Origin of the sequence: Luteimonas soli, assembly GCF_042648865.1 — a bacterium.
GTDB lineage: Bacteria > Pseudomonadota > Gammaproteobacteria > Xanthomonadales > Xanthomonadaceae > Luteimonas > Luteimonas soli.
The window spans coordinates 413254-438071 of the sequence record NZ_JBHRYA010000001.1; the positions used below are offsets into that span (position 1 = coordinate 413254).

Consider the following 24818-nt stretch of genomic DNA (forward strand, 5'->3'; position numbering starts at 1 on the left):
AGGGACTTGCGCCACTTTCCGTAGACTTTGCCTCCAGCAGGCGACCGTTTCGGGCTACTCTTGCCGCCAGAGGGGAATCCATGCGCCTATCCGTCATACTGCCCGCCAAGAACGAGGCCGAAGGCCTGCGCCAGACGCTGCCGCGGCTGCGCCAGGCCCAGCCCGACGCCGAGCTGATCGTCGTCGACGACGGCTCCACCGACGACACCGCCGAAGTGGCCGCCGCCCATGGCGCCCGGGTGCTGTCCAGCCCCTATTCGATGGGCAACGGCGCCGCCATCAAGCGCGGTGCGCGGGCCGCCAGCGGGGAGGTGCTCGTGTTCATGGACGCCGATGGCCAGCATGATCCGGCGCAGATCGCCAGCCTGCTCGACCGGCTGGGGCAGGGCTACGACATGGTGGTGGGCGCGCGCGATTCGTCGGGCCAAGCTAGCGCACACCGCAGTCTGGCCAATCGCTTCTACAACCGCCTGGCCAGCTGGATGACCGGGCACCGCGTGGCTGACCTCACCTCGGGCTTCCGTGCCGCCCGCGCCGAGCGCTTCCGCGAGTTCCTGCACCTGCTGCCAAATGGATTCAGCTACCCCACCACCAGCACCATGGCGTTCTTCCGCAGCGCCTACCCGGTGGACTACGTGCCGATCCGGGTAGGCAAACGCATCGGCAACAACAGCCATATTCGCCCGATCAAGGACGGGATCCGCTTCCTGCTGATCATCTTCAAGATCGCCACGCTGTACTCGCCGTTGAAGTTGTTCGTGCCAATCGGGTTTGGTTTCGGGCTGCTCGGGGTGGGCTATTACGCCTATACCTTCGTTTTCGAGCACCGTTTCACGAACATGAGCATGCTGCTGCTGAGTGCGGCGGTGATCATCTTCTTGATCGGATTGATTTCCGAGCAGATCACCAACCTGACCTACCTGAAGTCGTGATGCCCGTTGCGCGGCCGACCGTACTGGTGCTGGCCTCCACCTACCCGAGATGGGCGGGCGATCCCGAGCCGGGTTTCGTGCACGAGCTGGCACGCCGGTTGACGGGGCGTTTCCGCGTGCTGGCGCTGGTGCCCCATGCGCCCGGCGCCAAGAAGCGGGAAGTTCTGGATGGCGTGGAAGTGGTTCGTTACCGTTACGCACCGGAAGCATGGGAAACCCTGGTCAACAGCGGCGGCATCGTCAGCAATCTGCGACGTGCGAGGTGGAAGCTGTTGTTGGTGCCTGGATTCGTGCTGGCGCAGGCGTGGACGGCGTGGCACCTGCTCCGCCGCGAACGGATCGACGTCATTCACGCGCACTGGTTGATTCCGCAAGGGTTGATCGCTGCTCTGCTGCAATCATTGCCTGGTCGCAAGGTGCCGTTCGTGGCAACTGCGCATGGCAGCGACGTACAGGCGCTGCGCGGATCGACCATGGATGCGGCACGCAAGTTCGTCGTCCGCAGGTCGGCAGCCGCCACTGCGGTCAGCGCAATGTTGCGGGATCAATTGGTGGCCGGCAGTGCGCAAGGCGAGCGGACCCGCATACTGCCAATGGGCGTCGACCTCGAGCACCGTTTCGTTCCGGATACGGTTGTCACGCGCTCCGGAGCGCAACTGCTGTTCGTCGGTCGCCTGGTGGAAGGCAAGGGTGTGGATCGGCTACTGGATGCGATGCCGGCAGTGCTGCATCGCGTGCCGGATGCACGGCTCACCATCGTGGGCGACGGCCCGTTGTCCATCGCGCTGCATGCACAGGCGCAACGACTTGGCATCTTCGACGCGGTGACATTCCGTGGTGCGCTGGCGCAAAGCGAGCTTCCCGATCTGTATCGGCGGGCATCCCTGTTCGTTGCCCCGTTCGGCTGGCGGGAAGGGCTCGGGCTGGTACTCGTGGAAGCCCTCGGTTGCGGCTGCCCGGTGCTGGCCGGAGACGCGCCGGCGGTTGCGGACATCCTTGGCGAGAACTGGAGGCAGCACACCGTCGATGCGAGCGACACCGGTGCGCTGTCGTCGCGGATCATCGATACGCTGCTGGCACTCGAGCCCGCGCGCAAGCAGGCCGAACACTTGCGCACGAGGGTCATGGCGCGCTTCGATTGGCAAGTCGTGGCCGATCGCCATGCGCAGCTTCTCGGTGAATGTATTGCCGGCGGAGCACGGGCACCACGATGAATCGTGTCCCGCAAGCGCCTGCGGTCTGGTTCCCCGCGATCCGTGCGAACACCGGCACCGATGTATTTACCCGGCGCTTGTGTGACGGGTTAAGCGCTTGCGGCATCCGTGCCGAAATCACGTGGTTGCCGCATCGCGCCGAATACGCGCCCTGGAGCGTGCCCGTCCCGAAAGCGCCTCCGTGGGCCACCGTGGCGCATGTCAACACATGGCTGCATCCGCGCTTCATTCCCCCGCATCTGCCAGTGGTGGCCACGCTGCACCATTCCGTTCACGACCCTGCGCTGCGGCCTTACAAGGGTTGGCTGCGTGCCGCTTACCACCGTTGGTGGATCGCGCCCGTTGAGCGCCGCGTGCTGCGTCGCGCGCAGCGCGTCGTCGCGGTCAGCCGGTTCGTCGCCGACATGGCTTGCCGGACTCTGGACGACGTCCCGATGGAAGTGATCCACAACGGTATCGACGTGGGCCGCTTCCAGCATCTGGAGAGGCAGCAGCGCAGGCCGGGACGGCCATTCCGGCTGCTGTTCGTGGGAAGCTGGATGACGCGCAAGGGCGTGGACCTGCTGGCGCCGATCATGCGTGAGCTGGGCGATGGGTTCGAACTCCACTACACCGGTGGCGCAGCCGCGGCGGCAGACAGTCCCGCGATGCCACCGAACATGCACGACATCGGCCGCCAGTCGACAGATGGCGTGGTCGCGGCCATGCAGCAGGCGGATGCCTTCCTGTTTCCGTCGCGCAGCGAGGGGTTGCCATTGGTCGCTGCAGAAGCGATGGCCTGCGGGCTACCGGTCATCGCCACGCGCGGCTCATCGCTGCCGGAAGTGGTGGAGGACGGTGTCACCGGCCTGCTCTGCGCGCGTGATGATGTCGGGGCGTTCGCTACCGCGGCGCGGAGGCTGGCGGACGACCCTGGGCTGGCTGCGACCATGTCCGCCGCCGCACCTGTCGTCACGAGGCGTCGCTTCGACCTCGCGGTAATGGTCGAGTCCTATGCCACGATGTATGCGCTTCTTGCCGGGCAGGCAAATCAACGGCGATGACCAACCCAGTATCGGGGAATCGCGCGTCGGGCGGCCAACGCGGCTCTACGATACGCGGGATACGTGCTCCAGTAGACCGCATACACCAGCTTCCAGAACAAGCCATGGCAGTGGGCTGCATGGATTCGGCGTTCCTCCGCGAATCGTTGCCGGAGGCTGGGCCAGTCCGTCCGGCTACTGATGCCGGTGTCGCGCATCAGGGTCGGGACCGGGGATGGGAATGTGGCGATAGGTACGCCCTTCAGCCATGCGCGAAGGAAAAAGTCGTAGTCCATTGCGATGCGCAGGGTCTCGTCGTGCATGCCGACGTCCTCGAAGACGGACCGCTTCACGAAGGTGCCTTGATGTTTGAGCCAGGTTTTGAAACGAAGCCGGGACGCGTTCCCCCAAGGGCGTAAGAGCCGCGACGCGCCGGGCTGCCCGTACCGGATCGGGAAACCCGCGATGCGCGCATCGATTAGATCGAGTGCCTGGAGCACCTGCGAAATGCTGTCGGGCGCCAGGAGTTCGTCATCTGCATGCAGGAACAGCACCCACTCCCCGGTCGCAAGGCGCAGCCCTTTGTTCATGGCATCGGAGATGCCCTTGTCGGGCTCCGAGATCCACGTGTCGATCTTCCCGGACCAGCGACGCAGGATGTCGACCGTACCGTCGGTGGATCCACCGTCGATGACGACATGCTGGATGGTCGCACTTTCCTGCGTGGCAACGCTTTCCAGGCAGGATTCCAGGTGTCCGGCGCCGTTGCGCACCGCGGTGATGATCGATAGTTGTGGCCGTGGGCCACCCGCCCGGCTGTTCACCGACGCGCCTCGGGTGCGCTTTCCTTGCCGGACAGGAAGTCCGCCAAGGCCTGGCGCTGGAAGACCTCGAGTTCACCTCCGGCAGTGCAATTCACGATCGTCCTGCCAGTGGCCTCGTAGGCATCGCGCGCGAGGAGGTAGCTGATCTCGCTCTGCACGAGGTCCGGATACTGCCACCTTACGCCGCCAGCGAAATAACTCGGGTCGAAATGGTTTTCGTCCCGCGCACCGGACACGGCAACCAGGTTGGCGGGCCCGGTTTGCGTGAACCTGTGGTCGCAGCCGACGAGCGCCACGCGTTCAAAGCCAAGGTGATAGGCCAGTTGCAGGGCCGCGAACGTGACCGTATTGCCCTGGTTGATGCTGATGCGGCAGTTCCTCGCGAACTTCCGGATGCTGGCCGAATGCAGGTAGGTAATGTTGTCGCGTCGTGGCACGGAGCGCATCGCGCAGCGATCCAGGTAGAGCGGGATCCCGGTGCTGTTGTAGAAACCGGAGTTCTGCTCGATCACGTACGGGTTGACCGCGACGATCGCGTCGGGTCTCCACGTGGTCCTGTCGAAAATCAGGTTGATCTTGTTGAGGCCGAACGTGAACACGCCGGATTGCCGCAACAGTTCGAAGTCCGTCTCCAGCAGGCTCGGGCCGTTGCACAGGACCACGGCCCTCCCGCCCGCGTATTTGTCCCTGCAGCGATCGAGCCGGCGACGCGACCGGAACGCCTCGGGACGCAAGTCCCAAGCCAGCCGGTTCACCAGCAGGCCCGCAGCCGCAAGATAGGGGTTGAGGGTGGCGCGCTGCTGCAGGAGTGGGGGAGTGGTCATCGCGGGATCGTGCTAGTTGGCCGAGAGTCCGTGGACAAGAGCGTAGACGAGGATCATGCAGAACGGGGCCAAGGACGTATTGCGCTCGAATGCCCAGAAGTTGCGGGGATGCGCGGAATGCGAGAAGAAGGCCGAAAGGACCGCAAAGAAACCCGCATAGGCAATCAGCATGCTGATGGGCAGCGCCAACGCACCGTACAGGGGGAATAGCAGGACGAACGCCGAAACCCACGCCGCTGCTGCGACGCCATTGGTCAGGTGTGAGATGGCGCGGTTGGTGGTCAGGACAAGCTGCACATGCATGCCGCCGAACCGTTCGAAGAACACCGCGAACGTCAGGAAGAGCCAGAACGGCTCGTCAGGGAAGTGCGTCTGGCTGCCAATCAGCACGAAAATGCGCGGGACGACGAGATCGGCAACAAGCGCCCCGGCGACGAAGATCCAGAGGCTGGTACGCATGGCGATGCCGGCATTGCCTGTCAGGTGCGTGGGGGCTGAAGCGGCTTGCGCTCGATTGAACTCCGGGATCCGTGTGTAGAAGGGCGCTTGGGACACCTGGCTGATGACCTGCATGATCCTCAGGGCCACCTGGACCCCGGCCGCTTCGGCAGCCGCGAGCATGTTTGCCGCCGCAACCGCCATCCCCTGCGAAAGGCCGAGGCTCATGACGGCGCCGACGGCGGTACGCCACGTGGCCGGCCACATGGCCTGGATCAGGAGCTTCCTGGAGATGTCGTGGTCGGCTCGGCGGACGACCCTTCCCGCAGCGACGTGGCGCGCCAGGATCCAATTGACGAGCACCTGCAGGAGCACCCCTGCTTGTGCCGCCAGTACCAGGCCGAGGAGGCCGAATCCCGCTAGGATGGCGACGCCCTGTGCCGCCAGGCTGGCAGCGGTAACCGAGGCCTCCCATCGCTTCTGCAACGCGATTCTATTCGCGCCGATGAGGAAGGATGCATACGGAGTCCCAAAAGTGCTGATCGCGGTTGCCGGCACGACAGCCGCCCAGGCTAGCCAGGCATGGGTTGGCTGGGAGATGCGCTCGATCGGATTCCACGCCGCCCAAGTGCCCAGGGTCGTCATCAGGAGGAACGCCGCGACCGCAATCCTGCGATACAGCCAGGTCATCGTGCTGACCGCGGACGAGATGATCGACCAGTCCGCTTCGCCGTTGCGGTCTTCCCCGCGATTGGACGGTGGACCCGCGCGCGTCCGAACGGTCAGGGAGTGGCCCGCAAAGCCATACGCGATCTCGCGCGAGAAGGTGGGGCTGAATCCGAAATCGAGGATGACCTGGAGGCTTGCGATCGCGAAGAACAGCAGCCAGACGGAAATCTCCGCGTCGGACAGGTTGGCCAGGGCCAGCGGCAGAAGTATCGAGAAACCACCCAACCTGATTGCCAGGACCAGCCAGGTCATGACCGTGGCCGAGCGCCACGCCTTCATGCATTGCGTCCATGCAGTTTCGCGCTGGAGGCCAGGCGCATGGCCGTGGGGCGGCGCATCAATCTTGATCGCGATGGTGGTGGATCGCTTCCGGCAGGCCCTCGCTGCCAGTGTTCATCGCGCGGTACATCCCTTTCCGTGCAGGCGCGGTCCCGCGCATCTTCAGTTTGAGCGCGGCAGCCTGGGCCAGGAAGGCAATCGGTGAAAGGCGGTCGATTGCGGACACCAGGCCGCTGGCGGCTGGCAGGAACGGGGCAGCCGGCGATGCATGCAGGATGTGGTCGTTCTCGAACAGGGTCCTGTCGCGCTCTGTCGGCGGATAGCTGGCAGGCAGCGTTCCGTCGGGGTCGCGGACCAGGATGTTCACGCCATTCCACCACCCCTTGCACGCGTTGTCGTGCTCGTGTTGCGGCATGTTCTGCGGGTGGCAACGGGTGTAGGCCTCGAACAGCAGCCTGAACTCGGGATGGGTCACGAGGAAGTCGCGGTTGGCCTGCCTGACGTGGGCGTAGTTGCTGTCGTCGACAATGATGACGGCCTGATCGTGCAGGTGCGGCAGCGCGAGCTGCAGGCACATGAGCTGGCTGCGATAGTCGTGCGGGCCATCGACGAAGAGGAGTGCGACCCGGCACCCTTCCAGGTGCCGATCAAGATCCTGCAATGCATCCTCGTAGTCCTCGTTGATGAGGTGTGCATTGGTGGCCCCCAGTGCGGCCCGACGTGCTTCCACGATACCGAGGTTCGCGCCGTCTGGATCGAAGAAGGCGAAGTTATCGATTCCGTGGCATGGCATCGACGGCATCGAGTGGGCGACCGAAAGCAATGTCAGGCCCTGGAAAACGCCGATCTCCAGGTAGCAGGCCGTGGGATCGCCATCGTGCAACCGACACAGGCGTTGCAAGGCGCCGATGAGCTTTTCGCCGGAGTAGCCGGTCAGGACGCCGTCGTCGATCGTGGTCAGCGGGCCGCCCAACTCGGCTTCCCGGATTGCTTTGGCTGCTTGCTGGATGAACATTCGTCTTCCTGGCCGTGTTCTGCCTGACGTGACCGAGCAGGTCGGCGGCGGGATCAATTGTGAAAGATTGGCGCCAGAACTGTCCGGATCAATTTACCCCGTGACGGCCAACCTGTTGGGCTCAAGGATCGCGGGAGCTGCGTCTCTGATGGCAAGGTCGGCTTTGCCTCGGATCTTCTTGACCGGCATGGCAAACGGATGATCAGACTCGGTACCAGCATCGTAGCGATTCGGCGTGAAATCATGCATCAGTCAGTGCACAATTCTCGGCTTGTATTACGGTTTTTCGAGAGTCTGCAACTTGCTTGTCCAGTCAGGGCGCCCCCTTTTTCGCAGGTCCTCGATGAGCCCCTTTGAAAACGTGGGGTCTGTCGTGGTTTGCACAGCCCGAACAAAGTATGGATATGCCAGATCGGGCTGGTGGGTTTCGGTTAGGATGAAATAGCCAACGGCGGCAAATTCGTTGGATCTGAGTTGCCCACGCTGCGCAACAATTTCGATTGCCTTGAGTACGCCTCCTTCGTCGAGAGGTACACCATGGCTCACATTGTTGATGAGTGTCTGCATGGTTTGCCGGTTCTGCGGCCCCATTGCGACGTGCTGGAGGCGTTTGAGGTAACGGTCCCAGTCGTTCTGATCCACGGAACCCTGCAATGTCTTGTAGACGAGGAGATTGGTCAGGCAACTGATGGAGTAGGGAGCAGCCACCGCACCCTTTTCGCATGCATCAATGGCATTGCCGAGGTAAGGATTGTCCGGCATATGTCCGCCACCGCGGTCTAAGTACATCTGAGCCAGAGAGTTCCAGGCGCGGGCGGAGCGTGGAGCGAGTTCAGTGCTTGCCTGAGCCAGTGCCATCGGATCCCCCCAGAGTCGGGCCCGGGCATGGGAGGCAACCGCCAAGAATCCCAAGAGCAGCACGCAGGTCGCGATGGCAGGCGTTGAGTAGGCCTTGAAGCGCTGCATGGCGAATGCGATCAAGTCGCCGATGGCCAGCAACGCGCCGATCAGCGGGAGATGGTTGCGGTGCTCAAAGGCCAGTTCCAGATTCAGCACGTTGCTGGTGATGAAATGGCCCGAGAAAAAGACGAACACACCCAAGGCGAATAGCGGCCTGCGCACGCGCTGTCGCCATGCCGCCCCGAGCAGTGCTAACACCAGAAGTACTGAGGGAAGCGTCGTCCAAGGCTGAAGCAGCCCACGCGATGGCTCGATCCAGTCGTAGTAGAAGGGCATGTTCCGTGGCAGAGGGAGCAGGATTTGCCCCATGTACATGCAGAGGATCCGTCCCTGTGTCAGCAATCGCTCCCAACTTGAAAACTCGCGGCCTGGATAGGCATCCCAATGCCAATAGTGCGGAACCACCACAAGCAGGAATGCGGCGGCACCGGCCACGACCGCGAGCAGGTAGCCGCGGCGCAGGGCGCGCGCCAGTTCCGGCTGTGCTGCCGAAAAACCCAGGACAGTCAGTTCCATGGCGAGGGTGTATGCGGGCAGGAGCACCGCGTCTTCCTTGCAGCCGAGGGCAAGCGCCCCAAGCAGTAAGGCCAACAGCCATCCCGTTCGCCCGCTGCGGCCCTCGATCTGAGCAAGTCGCGCCCTCAGATAAGCAAGCAATGCGAGCACTAGGAATAGCGTGCACATGGTCTGCATGCGCTGCACGACGTATAGCACGGAGGATGCTTGAAGCGGGTGCGCTGCCCAGGCCAAGGCCAGTGCAAGTGCAGCCAACTGCGCGCGTGCGGGCGGGATGGCGGTGGCCAGTAGCAGGGTGCGGAAGAACCATGCCAGCGCGAAGGTGGTCAGAGCATGGATGACGAGATTGGTGGTCTTGAAGACCGATGGGTGAAGCCCGTCGCCACGCCAATGGTCGAAGGCAAAGCTCAGTGTCGGCAGGATCCGGGTAATGCCGCCCGGCTGCAGGCCGAAGAACACCTGGTAGAGCGATTCCATATCCAGCCTGTCGAGATGGACGGCCGGGTTGCGGACGATATTCGATTCGTCATCGAAGATGAAGCTGCCGCTCAGTCCGGGGAGCAATAGCAAACCGGCCAGCAGGGCGCATACCAGGCTGGCCAGCAGGAACCGGCGGTTCGTCGATGTCATGGAGTTCGCATGGGTGGTTGACAGACTGGAGGATTATCGACGTTTCATCGATGCTCGGCACGACTGTGCGCGATGGAACTGTCCCGATCGAGGCGCGACGTGCGGGGGTGGGGCAGGCGCAGGCAGTGGACGCGCTGTCAGGTAGCGCTCCATAGGAGTTCGGCTATGGAGTCAACGTACAGTTGCCGCTGTCCATTTCGCAGGTGGTCAGCCGGTTGCCCGGCGATTGCGGCGTGCCGGTGATGTCGGTAGTCAGATCTACTGCGCTCTCGGCGGAACTGCAGGCGCGCTGCGGTGGTGCGTTCGGCGTGCTGCCGTTGTACAGGGTGGCCAGCGCGAAATTCGCGTAGCTTTTCATCTCCGCCTGGCAGGCGCCTTCGGCCGAGCGGATGCGGTACTCGTTGTACGCCGGCAGCGCGATGGCAGCAAGGATGGCGATGATCGCGACCACGATCATCAGTTCGATCAATGTGAAGCCCTTGGTAGTACGTGACATTGCACCGCCCCCTGAGCAGCTCTAGCCCTTCGTTTGGAGACGCAAGAATCGAGCCACTCCCTCGTGAAAACTGGCCAATGAAGTGCATTGGAGCAAAAAAAACCCCTCTTGCGAGGGGCTTTTGGTAAGACAGAAAAAAGAACTGCGATTTTGCAGATGAGTTACAGAGACTCACCCGGCTGGGCACAAGTGGCCGAGGCCGCCGAACACTGGGTGGTGTCCTGGCCAGGCGACGCGGGGGTGAACGTAATGGTGCTGTTATTGGAGACAGCAGCGTAGCTCACAGTGCCAGACACAGACGCGCACGCTTCGTTCGGCGGAGCAGTGACGTTCATGTCCGACTGTGCAGCCGCCACGGCTGAATTCATGTAGGCCTTGGCCTCGGCTTGGCAGGCGCCTTCGGCCGAACGGATGCGGTACTCGTTGTACGCCGGCAGCGCGATGGCGGCCAGGATGGCGATGATCGCGACCACGATCATCAGTTCGATCAGGGTGAAGCCTTGCTGGTTGTTCTTCATGGTTGTGTATCCCCTAGGAGTGATTTGAAACTTCACGTGCCGCGTGGCCCAACTGCTTCGGTCCGTCGGCAGCCGTGCGACACCGCACGTGCACGGGGAATATACGCACATCGCGTGCCAATGCGGCCCTTGGCGATTCGGGTGTGCCGATCTGCAATCGGGCTCACGGATTTGCGCTGGCGCGGCGCAGCAGATGCTGACAAAAAAGGTCTGTTTGTTGATCTGAATTGACGTAGATTGTCACTTTTTGAGGGAGTCGTGGGTCGGAATGTGACGCGTTTCGCATACGTGGGTTTCGCGGTGCTTTCCGGTGCGCGGGGTAGGACGGCGTCGCGGCGACGCCAGGGCGTTCGGAGATTGCCGGAATTGCGCCGGCAGAGGGCGTTGTTGGGCACGGAGGGGCGGCATTGGCCCTGGTGGCTTGGGGCGTGCCGGTGGTGTTCGTGGCGAGTGATCGATGGGGAGGGGAGCCGTCGGGGGCGTAGCCCCGACCTACGGTACGTTGGGATTGCACCCTGACAACCGACGTAGGTCGGGGCTACCGCCCCGACGCCCCGCTTCTTGAGCTTGTACCGCAGCGCCCGGAAGGTGATGCCCAGGGCGGCGGCCTTGGTCTTGTTGTAGCGGTTTTCCTGCAGGGCCTGCTGGATGACGGCGCGTTCGATCTCCTCGATGTACGAGGGCAGGGTGCTGCCGGGATTACGCGGCTAGGCTGCCTTGTGTGTTAGGGGCTGGATGCGTTCAAGGTCTTCATGCAGCGTGTCCCGGGCGCATTCGGTGTCGTAGCGCGCCTGGCCGCGCAGCCAGTAGCCGTCGGTGAGGCTGAAGTAGCGGCACAGGCGCAGGTCGGTATCGGCGGTGATGGCGCGCTTGCCGGCAACGATGTCACCGATGCGCTGCGGCGGGACACCGATGTCCTTGGAGAGGCGGTAGCGGGTGATGCCCATCGGCTCCATGAAGTCATGCAGCAGGATCTCACCGGGGTGGATGGGGCGCAGTCGTTTGGCCATGGAGGTTTCCTCAGTGGTAGTCGACGATCTCGACATCGGAGGCCTCCGTGCCCTGCCAGCGAAAGCACACGCGGAACTGGTCGTTGATGCGGATGCTGTACTGGCCCTTGCGATTGCCGCGCAGTGCTTCAAGACGGTTGCCCGGCGGGACGCGAAGGTCATCCAGACTTCCCGCCCAGTCGAGCTGTTCGAGCTTGCGTCGTGCCACGGTTTCGATGCTGCTGAAGCGCCGCACCCTGTTCCGCCCGAAAAGCGCCTGCGTGTCCTTGCAGCGGAACGATTTGATCGTCATTCCTACCGATAATAACGAGACACGTTATTAACGTCAAACGTTATACGGGAGGTGGATCACGCCCTGCGAGTGGCGCTCGCGGCCGCGTCAGTCGATGCCGAGCTTCTTCAGCTTGTACCGCAGCGCCCGGAAGGTGATGCCCAGGGCGGCGGCGGCCTTGGTCTTGTTGTAGCGGTTTTCCTGCAGGGCCTGCTGGATGGCGGCGCGCTCGATTTCTTCGATGTACGAGGGCAGGGCGCTGCTGGCGGTTTCGCGGGGGCCGAGGGTGCGCGGGTCGGGCGGGGTGGCCGGGGCGTCGGGGTTGCCGGCGGCCGCGGCGTTGGCGCTGACGAAGGCGGAGGCGACGGCGGCGGGGGTCACGCTTTGCTGGGCAGGCAGGCGCAGGTCGTCGGCGTGGATGGTGTCGCCGTCGGCCAGGGCCAGGGCGCGCTCGAGGATGTTCTCGAACTCGCGCACGTTGCCGGGAAAGGGGTAGGCCTCGAGCGCGGCCAGGGCGTCGGCCGAGAGCTTGGGCGTGCTGCGCTTCATGGCGTGGGCCAGGCGCATGAGGATGGCGTCGGCCAGCAGTGGCAGGTCGCCGGTGCGCTCGCGCAACGGCGGCACGTGCTGTTCGATGACGTTGATGCGGTAGTACAGGTCGTGGCGGAAGCGGCCGTCGTTGACCAGCGCGGCCAGGTCCTTGTGGGTGGCGGAGAGGACGCGCACGTCCACCGGGACTTCGACCGAGGCGCCGACCGGGCGCACGTTCTTCTCCTGGATCGCGCGCAGCAGCTTGACCTGCATCGACAGCGGCAGCTCGGCCACTTCGTCCAGGAACAGGGTGCCGCCGTCGGCGGCCTGGAACAGGCCGGGCTTGTCGGCATGGGCGCCGGTGAAGCTGCCCTTCTTGTGGCCGAAGAATTCGCTTTCCATCAGCTCCGACGGGATCGCGCCGCAGTTGACCGGCACGAACGGCCCGCCGGCGCGCGCGCCCTGGGCGTGGATGGTGCGGGCGACGAGCTCCTTGCCGGTACCCGACTCGCCGCTGATGTGCACCGGCGCCTGGCTGCGAGCGACCTTGGCGATGGTCTGGCGCAGGGCCACCATCGGTTCGGAATTGCCGAGCAGGCGGCTGGCTTCCTCGGGCTGGGCCTGGCGCTTGTTGTTGAGTTCGAGCGCCTGGCGTACCAGGCCGCGCAGGACGTTGATGTCCAGCGGCTTTGCGACGAAGTCGAAGGCGCCGGCCTTGAGTGCCTCCACCGCGGCCTCGACGTTGCCGAAGGCGGTGATCATGGCCACCGGGGTATTGGGGAAGCGGGTGGAGATGTCGCTGATCAGCTCGAGCCCGGAGCCGTCGGGCAGGCGCATGTCGGTCAGGCACAGGTCGTAGGAGACGGTGGCCAGCATCTCGCGCGCGGCGGCGAGGGTGGGGGCGGTATCGGTCCGCAGGCCCATCCGGCCCAGGGTGAGGACCAGCAGCTCGCGGATATCGTGTTCGTCATCGACGATCAGGGCGCTGCGTGTCTCGCTCATGCACGAAAACCTTGCTGGGGGAACCGGTCAAGTGACCAACAGCGGCAATTTTAAGCCTTTTACGCGCATTGCAGGGAACTCAGGACACATTCGATCCGTGCTGCGGCGTGGTTTTGCGGGTGGAACGCGGCCGGGTGGCGGGTTTGCGTGGGAGGCGGGAGGCGCGAACCGATGATTGAGGGCAGGGAAGGCGGGCCGCCGGATGAGGAGATGGTGGAGAAGGCGGAGGCGGTTGGCGACGGGACTTTTTCTCGGGTCGAGGGTTGGGATTGTCCTGGCGTGGTGTCCGCCGCCGCAGGTCGGGGCTGCGCCCCCGACGCGCTTTTCGCACGGCGAATCGTCAGGCCGACGGCAGGGCGTCCGGGCCGGGCAGGGTGAGGCGGAAGCAGGCGCCGCCGGCGGGGACGGAGATGTATTCGAGGTTGGCGCCGTTGGCGCGGCCCAGTTCGCGGGCGATGTACAGGCCCAGGCCGGTGCCATGCTCGGAGGTGGTGAAGAACGGGCGGAACAACTGCGCCGCGACGGCGTCCGGGATGCCGGGGCCGCGGTCGAGGACTTCGATCACCGGGTGCTCGCCGCGCTTTTCCACGCGCAGGATCACCCGCGCCGGCTGGCCGGGCATGCGGCCGTAGCGCAGCGAGTTCTGCAGCAGCACGGTGAGCACCTGCTGCAGGTGGCGCGGGTCGACCAGCACCGGCAGGGTCGGTACGCCGTGGCTGAACTTGATCTCGTCCAGGTCCGGCGGGATGGTTTCGAGGTATTCGTCGAGGAAGCGGCGCACGAAGGCGACCAGGTCGATGTTCTCCGGCTGGGCGCGCTCGCGGCGGGCCAGGCCGAGCACGCTTTCGACGATGCCGTTGGTGCGCATGCACTGCTGGTGGACGATCTGCAGCAGGCGGTGGTCGCCGTCGTCGAGGTTGGTCGACTCTTCCAGCAGCTGGGTGGCGTAGCTGATCGCCGCCAGCGGGTTGCGGATCTCGTGGGCGAGGCTGGCCGAGAACCGGCCCATCGCGGCCAGGGTCAGCGATTCGGCGCGGCGCGAGACCATCGAGGTGTCGTCGAGGAACACCAGCGTGGTCTCGCCGTCGACCAGCAGGCGGGCGAAGCGGGGCAGCACTTCGGTCTGCTCGTCGCCGTCGAGCAGGATCGGGATGTCGCTGCTCACGTCGTCCTTGCGCCAGGCGGCCAGCCGGGTGGCGAGTTCCGGGGCGAAATCGCGCACGTTGCGCGGCTTGCCGTCGACCATCAGGTCGATGTCGCCCAGCAGCATCATCGCCGCCTCGTTGGCCAGGCGCACGAAGCCGCTGCGGTCGACCAGCAGCACGCCGGTGCGCATGCGGCGGATGATCAGGCCGTTGACCTCATTGAGGTTGGCGACCTCGGCCGCGCGCAGGCTGGCCACGGCGTGGGACTCGCGCATCTGCCGGCCGAGCAGGTTGCTGACCGTGGCCATGGCGAAGAAGCTGACCGAGAACATCAGCACTTCGGCGAACGGGCGCTCGGCGGCGGCGCCGCCGAAGGTGTTCCACAGGTACTCGCCGACCACGGCGCAGGCGGCCGCGGCGGCCACGGCCATGGCCAGCGGCAGCGGCACCAGCAGCGCGGCGGCGCCGACGTTGAACAGCAGCATCATCGCCACGCCCGGCGCGGCGCCGGGGACGGCGTGGGTGATCAGGGCGGCGACCACGATGTCGACGCCGACCCCGACGCAGGCCTGCCAGCCGAGGGACGAGCGGTCGCGGCGCGTGGCCAGCAACAGCGCCAGCGCCATCGGCAGGTAGGCGATCGCCACCGCCATGGCCAGGAACGGATCGCGCGGCTCGCCGATCAGCCCGCCGAAGGGACTGAACACCATCAGCGCCAGCAGCGCGGCCTCGAGCGTGCGGTACAGCGCGAACAGGTACAGCTCGCGGCGCAGCGCGTCTTCGGCGGTATCGGAGCGGGTGGGGGTGCGCGTCAAGGGCGGGCGGTCCATGCGGCGACTCCGGCCGAGTATAGGGGCGCGTAGGTCGGGGCTACGCCCCCGACACCCCGCGGTCCGAAGACAACCCGCGGAAAGAGCTTTGGCCCCCTCCCCTGCGAAGGCAGGGGGTGAGGAAGGCCGCTTGCGAGCCATTGGCTCGCGGCCTGACGAACGCCATCGAGCTGTGCTCGATGGCCGGACGGGTAGGGGAGGGGTGCCTTTGGGATCATCGCGAACCGTGACCACCCCCTCCCAACCTCCCCCTGCCGTCGCAGGGGGAGGGGCAACAGCCAGGCCCGGTTTTGCCCACGGCCCCCGCATCGGCGAGAATGGCAGGCCCGCCCGCGCCCTTCGGCTGCCTTACCCGGCAGCGACGGCCGCCCGCGGCCCGGCCAGCGGCCGGCCTGTCTTCCCACGCACGGACCCCACATGAATTTCCACGAATACCAGGCGAAGCAGTTGTTTGCCGATTACGGCATTGCAGTCCCGGCCGGGCGCGTCGCGCGCACGCCGGAAGAAGCGGTCGACGCCGCCAAGGCGATCGGCGGCGACTTCTGGGTCGTCAAGGCGCAGATCCATGCCGGCGGCCGCGGCAAGGCTGGCGGCGTCAAGCTCGCCCGCACCCTCGACGAGGTGCGCGAGTACGCCAAGGGCATGATCGGCCAGACGATGGAGACCTACCAGTCGGCCGGCGTCGCGCTGCCGATCGACCAGGTGCTGGTCACCCAGGCCACCGACATCGCCCAGGAGCTGTACCTGTCGGTGCTGGTCGACCGCGGCACGCAGTCGGTGACCTTCATCGCTTCCAGCGAGGGCGGCGTGGAGATCGAGAAGACCGCCGAGGAAAACCCCGACGCGATCCAGACCCTCAACGTCAACTTCGTGCAGGGCCTGCAGCCCTACCAGTGCCGCGACATGGGCTTCGCCCTGGGCCTGACCGCCAAGCAGGTCAACCAGCTGACCAAGATCATGCTGGGCCTGTACAAGCTGTTCAACGAGAAGGACCTGGCGCTGGTGGAGCTCAACCCGCTGGCGATCCTCAAGTCCGGCGAACTGGCCGTGCTCGACGGCAAGGTCAACTCCGACGACAACGCCACCTTCCGCCACCCCGACCTGGCCGCGATGCGCGACATCCGCCAGGAAGACGAAACCGAAGTGAAGGCCAGCCAGTACGACCTCAACTACGTGACCATGGACGGCAACATCGGCTGCATGGTCAACGGCGCCGGTCTTGCGATGGCGACGATGGACGTGATCAAGCTGGAAGGCGGCGAGCCGGCCAACTTCCTCGACGTCGGCGGCGGCGCGACCAAGGAGCGCGTGACCGAGGCGTTCAAGCTGATCCTCTCCTCCGACGACGTGAAGGCGATCTTCGTCAACATCTTCGGTGGCATCGTGCGCTGCGACATGATCGCCGAGGGCATCATCGCCGCGGTCAAGGAAGTCGACGTCAAGGTGCCGGTGGTCGTGCGCCTGGAAGGCACCAACGTCGAGGAAGGCAAGGCGCTGCTGAAGTCCAGCGGCCTGGCGATCACGCCGGCCGACGACATCAACGACGGCGCGAAGAAGGCGGTCGAGGCGGCGAAGGCCGCCTGACGCAGGGCGGGCCCTGACCCGCCACCGCGCGATCGAATCGAAGCGTAGGGCGGGTCTTGACCCGCCATTGCAGAAAATCAAAACGGCGGGTCAAGACCCGCCCTACGGGAATCTCCAATGTCTGTATTGGTCAACAAGAGCACCAAGGTCATCGTCCAGGGCTTCACCGGCACCCAGGGCACCTTCCACGCCGAGCAGATGCTCGACTACGGCACCAAGGTCGTCGGCGGCGTGACGCCGGGCAAGGGCGGCAGCGAACACCTCGGCCTGCCGGTGTTCAACACCGTCGCCGAAGCGGTCGCCGACACCGGCGCCAACGCGTCGGTGATCTACGTCCCACCACCGTACGCGGCCGACGCGATCCTGGAAGCCGCCGACGCCGGCATCAAGGTCATCGTCGCGATCACCGAGGGCATCCCGGTGCTGGACATGCTGCGGGTCAAGAACACGCTGAAGGGTTATGACGACGTCGTGCTCGTCGGCCCCAATTGCCCGGGCATCATCACTCCCGGCGAGTGCAAGATCGGGATCATGCCGGGTCACATCCACCAGCCGGGCAAGGTCGCGATCGTCTCGCGCTCGGGCACGCTGACCTACGAAGCGGTCAAGCAGACCTCCGACGCGGGGCTGGGCCAGTCGACGGTGATCGGCATCGGCGGCGACCCGATCAACGGCCTGAACTTCATTGACTGCCTGAAGCTGTTCCAGGACGACGCCCAGACCGAGGGCATCATCATGGTCGGCGAGATCGGCGGCAGCGCCGAGGAAGAGGCGGCGGAGTTCATCGCCGAATACGTGACCAAGCCGGTGGTCGGCTTCATCGCCGGTGCCAGCGCGCCGAAGGGCAAGCGCATGGGCCACGCGGGCGCGATTGCCTCCGGTGGTGCGGGCACGGCCGAGGGCAAGTTCGCGGCGCTGGAGAAGGCGGGCGTGACGACGGTGAAGTCGCCCGGCGACCTGGGCGCGGCGATCGCGAAGAAGCTGAAGGGCTGAGGTTTCGCCTGCCACGCTCGAACGAAAGGCCGCCTCCGGGCGGCCTTTTTCGTGGAGTCGCGTTGACATGCGTGCTTTTGATGCGCATCATTCATGCGCATTCAGGAGGATCAGATCATGCGCATCCGCGAGGATTACGCCGGATACGGCAAGCGTGCCACCAACGTCAGCGTCAACCAGGGACTGCTGGAAGATGCGAAGGCGTTGGACATCAACCTGTCCGCCACGCTGGAAAAGGCGCTGGAAGCCGAAGTGCGTGCGAGGAAGCGCGAACAGTGGCTGGAAGAGAACCGCGAAGCCATCGCCGCCTACAACGCACGCATCGAGCGCGACGGCGTGTTCAGCCCGATGTTCCGAAAGTCCTGATGCGTCAGTTCTGCGTGTACCGCAACCTCAATGCAGCCACGCGCTCCGCGTACCCGCTGCTGCTCAACGTCCAGAGTGACCTGATCTCCGAAACAGGAACGCGCGTGGTGGTGCCGATGATGCGTGCGGATCGCGGCATGCCCGCAATGCCGCCCCTCGTGCCGACGGTTCCGGTCAAGGGCAAGGCCCACGTGCTGGTGACGCCCTTGCTTGCCGGCGCGGAACTCGCTGACCTCGGCGCGCTCGAGGCGGATCTTTCCGAAGATCGCGGCACGATAATGGCGGCCCTCGACTTGCTGGTTTCGGGCATCTGACATGCACCGCCTCCGCATCGCCCTCGCCCAGTTCGACTTCGCCGTCGGCGCCGTCGCCCGCAACGCCGAGCGCATCGCGGCGATGATCGTCGAGGCGCGTGACCTGCATCGCGCCGACGTGGTGCTGTTCCCGGAACTGGCGCTCAGCGGCTACCCGCCCGAGGACCTGCTGGCGCGGCCGCAGTTCCTGCTCGACTGCGAGGCGGCGCTGCAGCGCATCGCCGAAGGCGTCGACGGCATCGTGGCGATGGTCGGCTGGCCGCAGTCGGCCGGCAGCGTGGTCTACAACGCGGTCAGCGTGCTGCGCGGCGGGGCGATCGAGACGACATACCGCAAGCGCGAACTGCCCAACTACGCGGTGTTCGATGAGCGCCGCCATTTCGACGTCGATCCGGACGGCGGGCCGTGCGTGGTCGAGGTGAACGGCGTGGGCGTGGGCGTGATGATCTGCGAGGACCTGTGGTTCCCGGAGCCGCTGGCGCAGACGGTGGCCGCGGGCGCGCAGGTGGTGCTGGTGCCCAACGCCTCGCCCTTCGAGCGCGACAAGCACGCCCAGCGTGATGCGCTGCTGGAGGCGCGCGTGCGCGAATCGGCGGTGGCGGTGGCCTACCTCAACACGGTCGGCGGGCAGGACGGGCTGGTGTTCGACGGCGCCTCGGTGCTGGCCGACGCGGGCGGCCATGTGCATCCGGCTGCGCGCGCGTTCGAGTCGCACTGGCTGGTGGCGGACTTCGATGCCGGCAGCGGCGCGTTCACCCCGGTCGCCTGGCCGGTGGAGGAGGACGAGGGCCGCGACGCGCTGGCGTGGCGGGCGATCGTGCTCGGCACCCGCGACTACTGCCGCAAGAACGGCTTCGACAAGGTGTGGCTGGGGCTGTCGGGCGGGATCGACTCGTCGGTGGTGCTGGCGGTGGCGGTGGATGCGCTGGGCGCCGACAACGTCACTGCGGTGCGCATGCCATCACGATACACGGCGGACATGTCGAACGACCTGGCGCAGGAGCAGTGCGATGCGCTGGGCGTGCGGTTGCTGGCGCTGACGATCGAAAAGCCGTTCCAGGGTTACCTCGACGCGCTGGCCGACGTGTTCGAGGGCCATGAAGCCGATACCACCGAGGAGAACCTGCAGTCGCGCACCCGCGGCGCGCTGCTGATGGCGCTGAGCAACAAGTTCGGCGGGCTGGTGCTGACCACCGGCAACAAGAGCGAGTACGCGGTCGGCTACGCGACGATCTACGGCGACATGTGCGGCGGCTATGCGCCGATCAAGGACCTGTACAAGACCGAGGTGTTCGCGGCGGCGAAGTGGCGCAACGCGATCGCCGGCGCGCCGGTGATCCCGCCAGCGGTGATCGCGCGGCCGCCGTCGGCGGAGTTGCGCGCCAACCAGCTCGACCAGGATTCGCTGCCGCCCTACGACGTGCTCGACGCAATCCTGCTGCGCCACATCGACCAGGACCAGGCCCGCGACGAGATCGTCGCCGCCGGCTTCGACGCGACCACCGTCGACCGCGTGCTGCGGCTGGTGCGCACCAGCGAGTGGAAGCGCCACCAGGCGGCGCCGGGGCCGAAGGTGTCGCGACGGGCCTTCGGCCGTGAGCGCAGGTACCCGATCAGCAACGGCTACGGCGGCTAGCCGCGTACCGGGAGCCGTAGGTCGGGGCTACGCCCCCGACGCCCGCGATGTCAGAAACCACGCCAAGAGCCGTCGGGGATGTAATCCCGACCTGCGAAAACGCCGCCCATGGGCGGCGTTCCGGTGCGGCATTGCCGGCAGCTCAGTCCTCGTTGTCCAGCGCCGATTTCTCGCCAGCGAACGGGTTGAGCTTGCGGATCGTCCACGGGTAGTCGGGCCAGTCGCCATTGAAGTAGGCATGCTGGGGGTCGTTGGCCTTGAGCACGCGCTCGGCGTCCGCGGCCAGGGTCTCGTTGCCCAGGCCGGTGTAGGCCGCGGCCAGCAGGGCGACGGCGTCGTTCTGGTATTCGCTCTGCGGGTAGGTCTCCAGCAGGTACTTGGCGCGTTCGATCGCGCTGACGTTGGCCCCGCGGCGCAGGTAGTACAGCCCCACTTCCATGTCGTGGCGCGCGAACAGGTTGCGCAGCGCCACCATCCGCTGGCGCGCGTCGGCGGCGTAGCGGCTGTTGGGGTAGCGGGTGGTCACGGTGTTGAAGTCGTTGTAGCCCTGCATCGGCGTGGCCAGGTCGCGGCGGCTGGCGTCGAGCGTCCACACCCGCTGCAGGAAGACCGTGTCGCGGTTGGCGTTCACCAGCCCGCGCAGGTAGTACATGTAGGCGATGTTGCGATGGGTGGGGTAGGTGCGGATGAAGCGGTCGATCGAGGAGATCGCCTCCTCGTTGTTGCCGCTCTTGTACTGGGCGTAGGCGGTTTCCATCAGCGCCTGCTCGGTGTACGGGCCGTACGGGTACTGCGCGACCAGCCGCTTGTAGGTCGTGACCGCGCCGCTCCAGTTGCCGCCGTGCATCTGCTTCTGGCCCTTGGCGTAGATCTCTTCGACCGGCTGGCCTTCGACGGAATCCTTGTCCTTGAACATGCCCTTCAGGCGCGCGCAGCCCGAGGCGGTGAACAGCACCAGCAGCAGGAGCAACAGCACGTTGCGGACGTGGTGCGGGGAGGACGGGCGTGGGGTCATGGGGGGCCGATTGGTCGCGGAAGGCACGAAGGGCGGATAATAACAGCCCGTGATCGCCATCGCGGTTCGCGACTGAACCCAGACCGTCCGTATGCCCAACCACTCCGCGCCCGAGCGCGCCCAGCCCGAACAGCGCAGCGCCCAGGTGCCTGAATCCGCGGCCGGCCGCCGTTTCGACGCCGTCCTGGCCGAGCTGTTCCCCGAGTTTTCGCGTTCGCGCCTGGCCGAATGGATCAAGTCCGGCGACGCCCTGCTTGATGGCAACACCGTCCGCCCGCGCGAGCCCGTGCGCGGCGGCGAGGCGGTGACCCTGTCGGTGCTGCTCGACACCCAGACCGAGGCCGAGCCGCAGGACATCCCGCTGGCGATCCTGCACGAGGACGCCGACGTCTTCGTCATCGACAAGCCAGCCGGGCTGGTGGTCCACCCGGGCGCGGGCAATCCCGACGGCACCCTGGTCAACGGGCTGCTGTTCCGCGACCCGTCGCTGGCCGCGCTGCCGCGCGCCGGCATCGTGCACCGGCTCGACAAGGACACCTCCGGCGTGATGGTGGTCGCGCGCACGCTGCAGGCGCACGCGGCGCTGGTCGAACAGCTGTCCGCGCGCGCCGTGCATCGGCAGTACCTGGCGATCGTGGTCGGTGCCCTGGTCAGCGGCGGCACCGCCAGCGCCGCGATCGACCGCCACCCGCGCGACCGCCTGCGCATGGCGGTGCGCGACGACGGCCGGGACGCGGTCACCCACTACCGCCTGCGCGAGCGCTTCCGCGCCCACACCGCGCTGGAGTGCCGCCTGGAAACCGGCCGCACCCACCAGATCCGCGTGCACATGGCGCACCTGAAGCACCCGATCCTGGGCGACCCCCTGTACGGCGGTGCGCTGAAGCTGCCGCGTGCGGCGTCGGAGGAACTCGTGGCGGCGCTGCGCGGGTTCAGGCGCCAGGCGCTGCACGCCGAGGTGCTGGAGTTCGTCCACCCGCTCAGCGGGCAGCCGCTGCGCTGCAGCGCGCCGGTGCCGGAGGACATGCTCGAACTGATGCGGTTGCTGCGTGAGGACAACGCGGCGCAGGCGGGGGCCGGGCGTCGGTGAGGGTCGCCAGGGGCTCTGGCGCAGCAGATTTCATGCTGGAGGCGAACTGGGATGCTCCGGCGAACGTGCATGCTTTCACCACGCTGCGCTTCGGCGCCGGGAGTTCGCAGGCGCCGTTCGACAGCTTCAACCTGGGCAACGCGCGGGCCGCGGACGGGGATGATCCCGCAGTGGTAGCGCGCAATCGCGCCGAACTGGTCGAGCGCGCCGGCCTGCCGTCGTTGCCGCGCTGGCTGCGGCAGGTGCATGGGACGAGGGTGTTGCGGTTTGGGGCGGAAACCCATCCCCACCCCAGCCCGCCCGGCCCTCAGGCGCAGCCTTCGGGCGTTCGGTCGAGCGCAGACCAGTGGTCCGCGAGCGCTCGCCCTCACCCCCTTGAAGGGGAGGGAGCCAGGACAGGGGCAGGAGCAGAAGCGGAACCTGAGGCCGATGCCGCTGTCACCGCGATGCCGGGCGTCGTGCTCGCCATCGTCACCGCCGACTGCCTGCCCGTGGTTTTCGCCGCGCGCGACGGCAGCGAGGTGGGCGCGGCGCACGCCGGTTGGCGGGGGCTGGCGGCCGGCGTGCTGGAGGAAACGGTGGCGGCGATGAGCACCATGCCCGGCGATCTCGTCGCCTGGCTCGGTCCGGCCGCCGGGCCGGATGCCTACGAGATCGGCGAAGAGGTCTTCGACGCCTTCGTCGCGCGCGACCCGCGCGCGCAGGCCGCATTCACCGCGACCCGCCCCGGCCACTGGCGCATCGACATGTATGAATTGGCGCGGCAGCGACTGGCCGATGCGGGTGTCACGGCCGTGCACGGCGGCGGCCTGTGCACGATCTCCGACCCGCGGCGCTTCTTTTCCCACCGTCGCGACGGCCGCAGCGGCCGCATCGCCACCCTGGCCTGGATCGCATGACGCCGACCCTGTTCCAGGCCCTGCTCGGGGCCTCGTTCTATTCGCTGGCCCCGGCCGTGCGCGCGCTGCACGACGTTCGCGGGCGTGCCCGCTACGCCGGCCGGGCGACGATCGCGCGCGGGCGCAACCCGCTGGGCCGGCTGTGCGCGGCGGTGGCCGGACTGCCGAAGGCGCGCGAGGACGTACCGACCACGGTCGATTTCGACGCGCGCCCGGACGGCGAGACCTGGCAGCGCAACTTCGGCGGCCAGCGCATGCGCTCGCGCCTGCGCCGCGATGGCCGCCTGCTGGTCGAACGGCTGGGTCCGGTGCGGTTCCGCTTCGCCCTGCACGCGCAGGACGGCGATCTGTGGTGGCGCGTCAACGGCGTGAAGCTGCTCGGCGTGCTGCCGCTGCCGGCGTCGCTGTTCGACGGCGTGTACTGCCGCGAGGGCGAGCACGAAGGGCGCTATACGTTCGAGGTCGAAGCGGCGCTGCCGCTGTGCGGGCGGCTGATCCGCTACGAGGGCTGGCTTGAACCCGCCGAATCCGCCTGATCCCGCCGCCGGCGACGCGATCATCGTGTTCGATGGCGTCTGCGCGCTGTGCAGCGGCTGGGTCGGGTTCCTGCTTCGCCACGACCATGCGCGCCAGTTCCGCTTCGCGGCGATGCAGGACGCCGCCGGGCGCGGACTGCTCGCCGCGCATGGCCTCGACCCGGACGACCCGATGTCGTTCCTGCTGCTCGACGCGTCCGGCGCGCGTACCGACAGTGACGCGATCATCGCGGTGCTGGCGCGGCTCGGCGGCGCCTGGCGCGCCGCGCGGTTGCTGCGCCTGGTGCCGCGCTGGCTTCGCGATCCGCTGTACCGCCGCCTGGCGCGCAACCGCTATCGCTGGTTCGGCAGGCGCGAGGCCTGCTACCTGCCGCCAGTGGCAGAGCGCGCCCGCTTCCTGTAGGTCGGGGTTACGCCCCCGACGGCTCCTGGCTCGGCGTCGCACTGGCGCGGCGCCGGGGTAACGCGACACAAAGATCAAGAGCCGTCGGGGGCGTAACCCCGACCTACGGTGTCCGGCTGACGTTGCTCGAGCCGGGCAATGCCCCGGCGCCTCGCATGCGTGGTGCGATGCAACCCGGCGACGCCGTCGTAATGACCTGGCGGCGACAATACGCGTCTCCCTCCACGAGTCTTCGACATGACCGCCCAGACCCGCGACGATCTTTCCGCCGTACCCGGCGTCGCGCCGATCCGCGACGCCGCCACCGCCGGCTTCGTGTTCAACCACACCATGCTGCGGGTCAGGGATCCGCGCGTGTCGCTGGACTTCTACACCCGCGTGCTCGGCTTCGCGCTGGCGCGCAAGGTGGATTTCGAACAGGCGAAGTTCTCGCTGTACTTCCTGGTGCTGGCCGAACTCGCCGAGATGCCGGACGACGACGAAGGTCGCCGCCAGTGGCTCGCGCGCCAGCGCGGCGTGCTTGAACTGACCCACAACCATGGCACCGAGTCGCAGCCGGCGCCCGTCTACCACGATGGAAACAGCGAGCCGCGCGGCTTCGGCCATATCTGCGTGAGCGTGCCCGACGTGCGCGCGGCGTGTGCGCGGATGGAGGCGCTGGGCGTGCCGTTCCAGAAGAAGCTCAGCGACGGCAGCATGCGCGGGATCGCCTTCATCAAGGATCCGGATGGCTACTGGATCGAGCTGATCCAGCCCGCGCCGCTGGCCGACTGAGCCTGTCGGCGCGCCCGGAGCT

At 66.5% G+C, this 24818-nt stretch carries 23 protein-coding genes and 3 pseudogenes; 13 read left to right on the plus strand and 13 right to left on the minus strand.

The window, feature by feature from the left end:
* The first annotated feature begins 80 nt into the window (after positions 1–80).
* Genes ACFONC_RS01880 through ACFONC_RS01890 form a run of 3 tightly spaced genes read left to right on the plus strand, consistent with a single transcriptional unit; the run spans position 81 to position 3189 of the window.
* Complete coding sequence (locus tag ACFONC_RS01880) at positions 81–932, plus strand: glycosyltransferase family 2 protein (protein WP_386741874.1); 852 nt, start codon at positions 81–83, stop codon at positions 930–932.
* A complete protein-coding gene (locus ACFONC_RS01885; RefSeq protein ID WP_386741875.1) occupies positions 932–2146 on the plus strand; it encodes a glycosyltransferase in 1215 nt (404 codons plus the stop codon). Before ACFONC_RS01880 ends, ACFONC_RS01885 begins: the two co-directional genes overlap by 1 nt.
* Complete coding sequence (locus tag ACFONC_RS01890; protein ID WP_386741876.1) at positions 2143–3189, plus strand: glycosyltransferase family 4 protein; 1047 nt, start codon at positions 2143–2145, stop codon at positions 3187–3189. The genes ACFONC_RS01885 and ACFONC_RS01890 overlap by 4 nt, the downstream gene beginning before the upstream one ends.
* Here ACFONC_RS01890 and ACFONC_RS01895 read toward each other — a convergent pair.
* The 12 genes and pseudogenes from ACFONC_RS01895 to ACFONC_RS01950 all read right to left on the minus strand — a co-directional run bounded on the left by ACFONC_RS01895 (position 3177) and on the right by ACFONC_RS01950 (position 15186).
* A complete protein-coding gene (locus tag ACFONC_RS01895; RefSeq protein WP_386741877.1) occupies positions 3177–3992 on the minus strand; it encodes a glycosyltransferase family 2 protein in 816 nt (271 codons plus the stop codon). The genes ACFONC_RS01890 and ACFONC_RS01895 overlap by 13 nt on opposite strands.
* Positions 3989–4816, minus strand: coding sequence for a 6-hydroxymethylpterin diphosphokinase MptE-like protein (locus ACFONC_RS01900; RefSeq protein ID WP_386741878.1), 828 nt, complete (start codon positions 4814–4816; stop codon positions 3989–3991). Before ACFONC_RS01900 ends, ACFONC_RS01895 begins: the two co-directional genes overlap by 4 nt.
* Before the next feature lie 12 nt (positions 4817–4828).
* Complete coding sequence (locus tag ACFONC_RS01905; RefSeq protein WP_386741879.1) at positions 4829–6262, minus strand: hypothetical protein; 1434 nt, start codon at positions 6260–6262, stop codon at positions 4829–4831.
* Positions 6263–6320: 58 nt separating this feature from the next.
* A complete protein-coding gene (locus ACFONC_RS01910) occupies positions 6321–7277 on the minus strand; it encodes a class I SAM-dependent methyltransferase (protein ID WP_386741880.1) in 957 nt (318 codons plus the stop codon).
* A 276-nt stretch (positions 7278–7553) separates the two neighbouring features.
* A complete protein-coding gene (locus tag ACFONC_RS01915; RefSeq protein WP_386741881.1) occupies positions 7554–9383 on the minus strand; it encodes a hypothetical protein in 1830 nt (609 codons plus the stop codon).
* A 394-nt stretch (positions 9384–9777) separates the two neighbouring features.
* A pseudogene (locus tag ACFONC_RS01920) lies at positions 9778–9879 on the minus strand (prepilin-type N-terminal cleavage/methylation domain-containing protein); the annotation flags it as partial.
* A 416-nt stretch (positions 9880–10295) separates the two neighbouring features.
* Positions 10296–10397: pseudogene (locus ACFONC_RS01925) on the minus strand (prepilin-type N-terminal cleavage/methylation domain-containing protein); the annotation flags it as partial.
* Between the two features lie 548 nt (positions 10398–10945).
* Positions 10946–11089, minus strand: a pseudogene (locus ACFONC_RS01930) (helix-turn-helix domain-containing protein); the annotation flags it as partial.
* A 15-nt stretch (positions 11090–11104) separates the two neighbouring features.
* Positions 11105–11407, minus strand: a complete 303-nt coding sequence (locus tag ACFONC_RS01935; RefSeq protein ID WP_386741883.1) for a HigA family addiction module antitoxin — start codon at positions 11405–11407, stop codon at positions 11105–11107.
* A 10-nt stretch (positions 11408–11417) separates the two neighbouring features.
* Entirely contained in the window at positions 11418–11699 is a 282-nt protein-coding gene (locus ACFONC_RS01940; RefSeq protein ID WP_386741884.1) for a type II toxin-antitoxin system RelE/ParE family toxin, read from the minus strand.
* 87 nt (positions 11700–11786) lie between these two features.
* On the minus strand, positions 11787–13211 hold the full coding sequence (locus ACFONC_RS01945; protein ID WP_386741885.1) for a sigma-54-dependent transcriptional regulator: 1425 nt from the start codon (positions 13209–13211) through the stop codon (positions 11787–11789).
* Between the two features lie 340 nt (positions 13212–13551).
* Complete coding sequence (locus ACFONC_RS01950) at positions 13552–15186, minus strand: sensor histidine kinase (protein WP_386741886.1); 1635 nt, start codon at positions 15184–15186, stop codon at positions 13552–13554.
* A gap of 417 nt (positions 15187–15603) precedes the next feature.
* Between ACFONC_RS01950 and sucC the strand changes: the two genes are divergently transcribed.
* The 5 genes from sucC (at position 15604) to ACFONC_RS01975 (ending at position 20079) form a co-directional block, all read left to right on the plus strand.
* Positions 15604–16770 (plus strand): ADP-forming succinate--CoA ligase subunit beta, encoded by a 1167-nt coding sequence (sucC, locus tag ACFONC_RS01955; RefSeq protein WP_386741887.1) that lies wholly within the window; start codon positions 15604–15606, stop codon positions 16768–16770.
* Between the two features lie 117 nt (positions 16771–16887).
* Complete coding sequence (sucD, locus tag ACFONC_RS01960; RefSeq protein ID WP_386741888.1) at positions 16888–17763, plus strand: succinate--CoA ligase subunit alpha; 876 nt, start codon at positions 16888–16890, stop codon at positions 17761–17763.
* 117 nt (positions 17764–17880) lie between these two features.
* The gene (locus tag ACFONC_RS01965; protein WP_386741890.1) at positions 17881–18129 is read left to right on the plus strand and encodes a type II toxin-antitoxin system CcdA family antitoxin; all 249 of its coding nucleotides are present in this window, start codon (positions 17881–17883) and stop codon (positions 18127–18129) included.
* The gene (locus ACFONC_RS01970; protein WP_386741892.1) at positions 18129–18443 is read left to right on the plus strand and encodes a CcdB family protein; all 315 of its coding nucleotides are present in this window, start codon (positions 18129–18131) and stop codon (positions 18441–18443) included. The genes ACFONC_RS01965 and ACFONC_RS01970 overlap by 1 nt, the downstream gene beginning before the upstream one ends.
* Position 18444: 1 nt before the next feature.
* On the plus strand, positions 18445–20079 hold the full coding sequence (locus ACFONC_RS01975; RefSeq protein ID WP_386741894.1) for an NAD+ synthase: 1635 nt from the start codon (positions 18445–18447) through the stop codon (positions 20077–20079).
* A gap of 142 nt (positions 20080–20221) precedes the next feature.
* On the opposite strand, the gene ACFONC_RS01980 is transcribed toward ACFONC_RS01975, so the two are convergent.
* Positions 20222–21094 carry an outer membrane protein assembly factor BamD gene (locus ACFONC_RS01980; protein ID WP_386741896.1) on the minus strand — a complete coding sequence of 291 codons (873 nt, stop codon included), beginning with the start codon at positions 21092–21094 and terminating at the stop codon, positions 20222–20224.
* Positions 21095–21185: 91 nt separating this feature from the next.
* Between ACFONC_RS01980 and rluD the strand changes: the two genes are divergently transcribed.
* The 5 genes from rluD to gloA all read left to right on the plus strand — a co-directional run bounded on the left by rluD (position 21186) and on the right by gloA (position 24796).
* Positions 21186–22184: a 23S rRNA pseudouridine(1911/1915/1917) synthase RluD gene (gene rluD, locus ACFONC_RS01985; protein WP_386741898.1), complete on the plus strand. Its 999-nt coding sequence runs from the start codon at positions 21186–21188 to the stop codon at positions 22182–22184.
* Positions 22185–22216: 32 nt separating this feature from the next.
* Positions 22217–23083 carry a peptidoglycan editing factor PgeF gene (gene pgeF / locus ACFONC_RS01990; RefSeq protein ID WP_386741899.1) on the plus strand — a complete coding sequence of 289 codons (867 nt, stop codon included), beginning with the start codon at positions 22217–22219 and terminating at the stop codon, positions 23081–23083.
* Complete coding sequence (locus ACFONC_RS01995) at positions 23080–23619, plus strand: DUF4166 domain-containing protein (RefSeq protein WP_386741900.1); 540 nt, start codon at positions 23080–23082, stop codon at positions 23617–23619. Before pgeF ends, ACFONC_RS01995 begins: the two co-directional genes overlap by 4 nt.
* Positions 23597–24022: a thiol-disulfide oxidoreductase DCC family protein gene (locus ACFONC_RS02000; RefSeq protein ID WP_386741902.1), complete on the plus strand. Its 426-nt coding sequence runs from the start codon at positions 23597–23599 to the stop codon at positions 24020–24022. The genes ACFONC_RS01995 and ACFONC_RS02000 overlap by 23 nt, the downstream gene beginning before the upstream one ends.
* A 237-nt stretch (positions 24023–24259) precedes the next feature.
* Positions 24260–24796, plus strand: a complete 537-nt coding sequence (gene gloA / locus ACFONC_RS02005; protein WP_386741904.1) for a lactoylglutathione lyase — start codon at positions 24260–24262, stop codon at positions 24794–24796.
* Positions 24797–24818 lie beyond the last annotated feature (22 nt).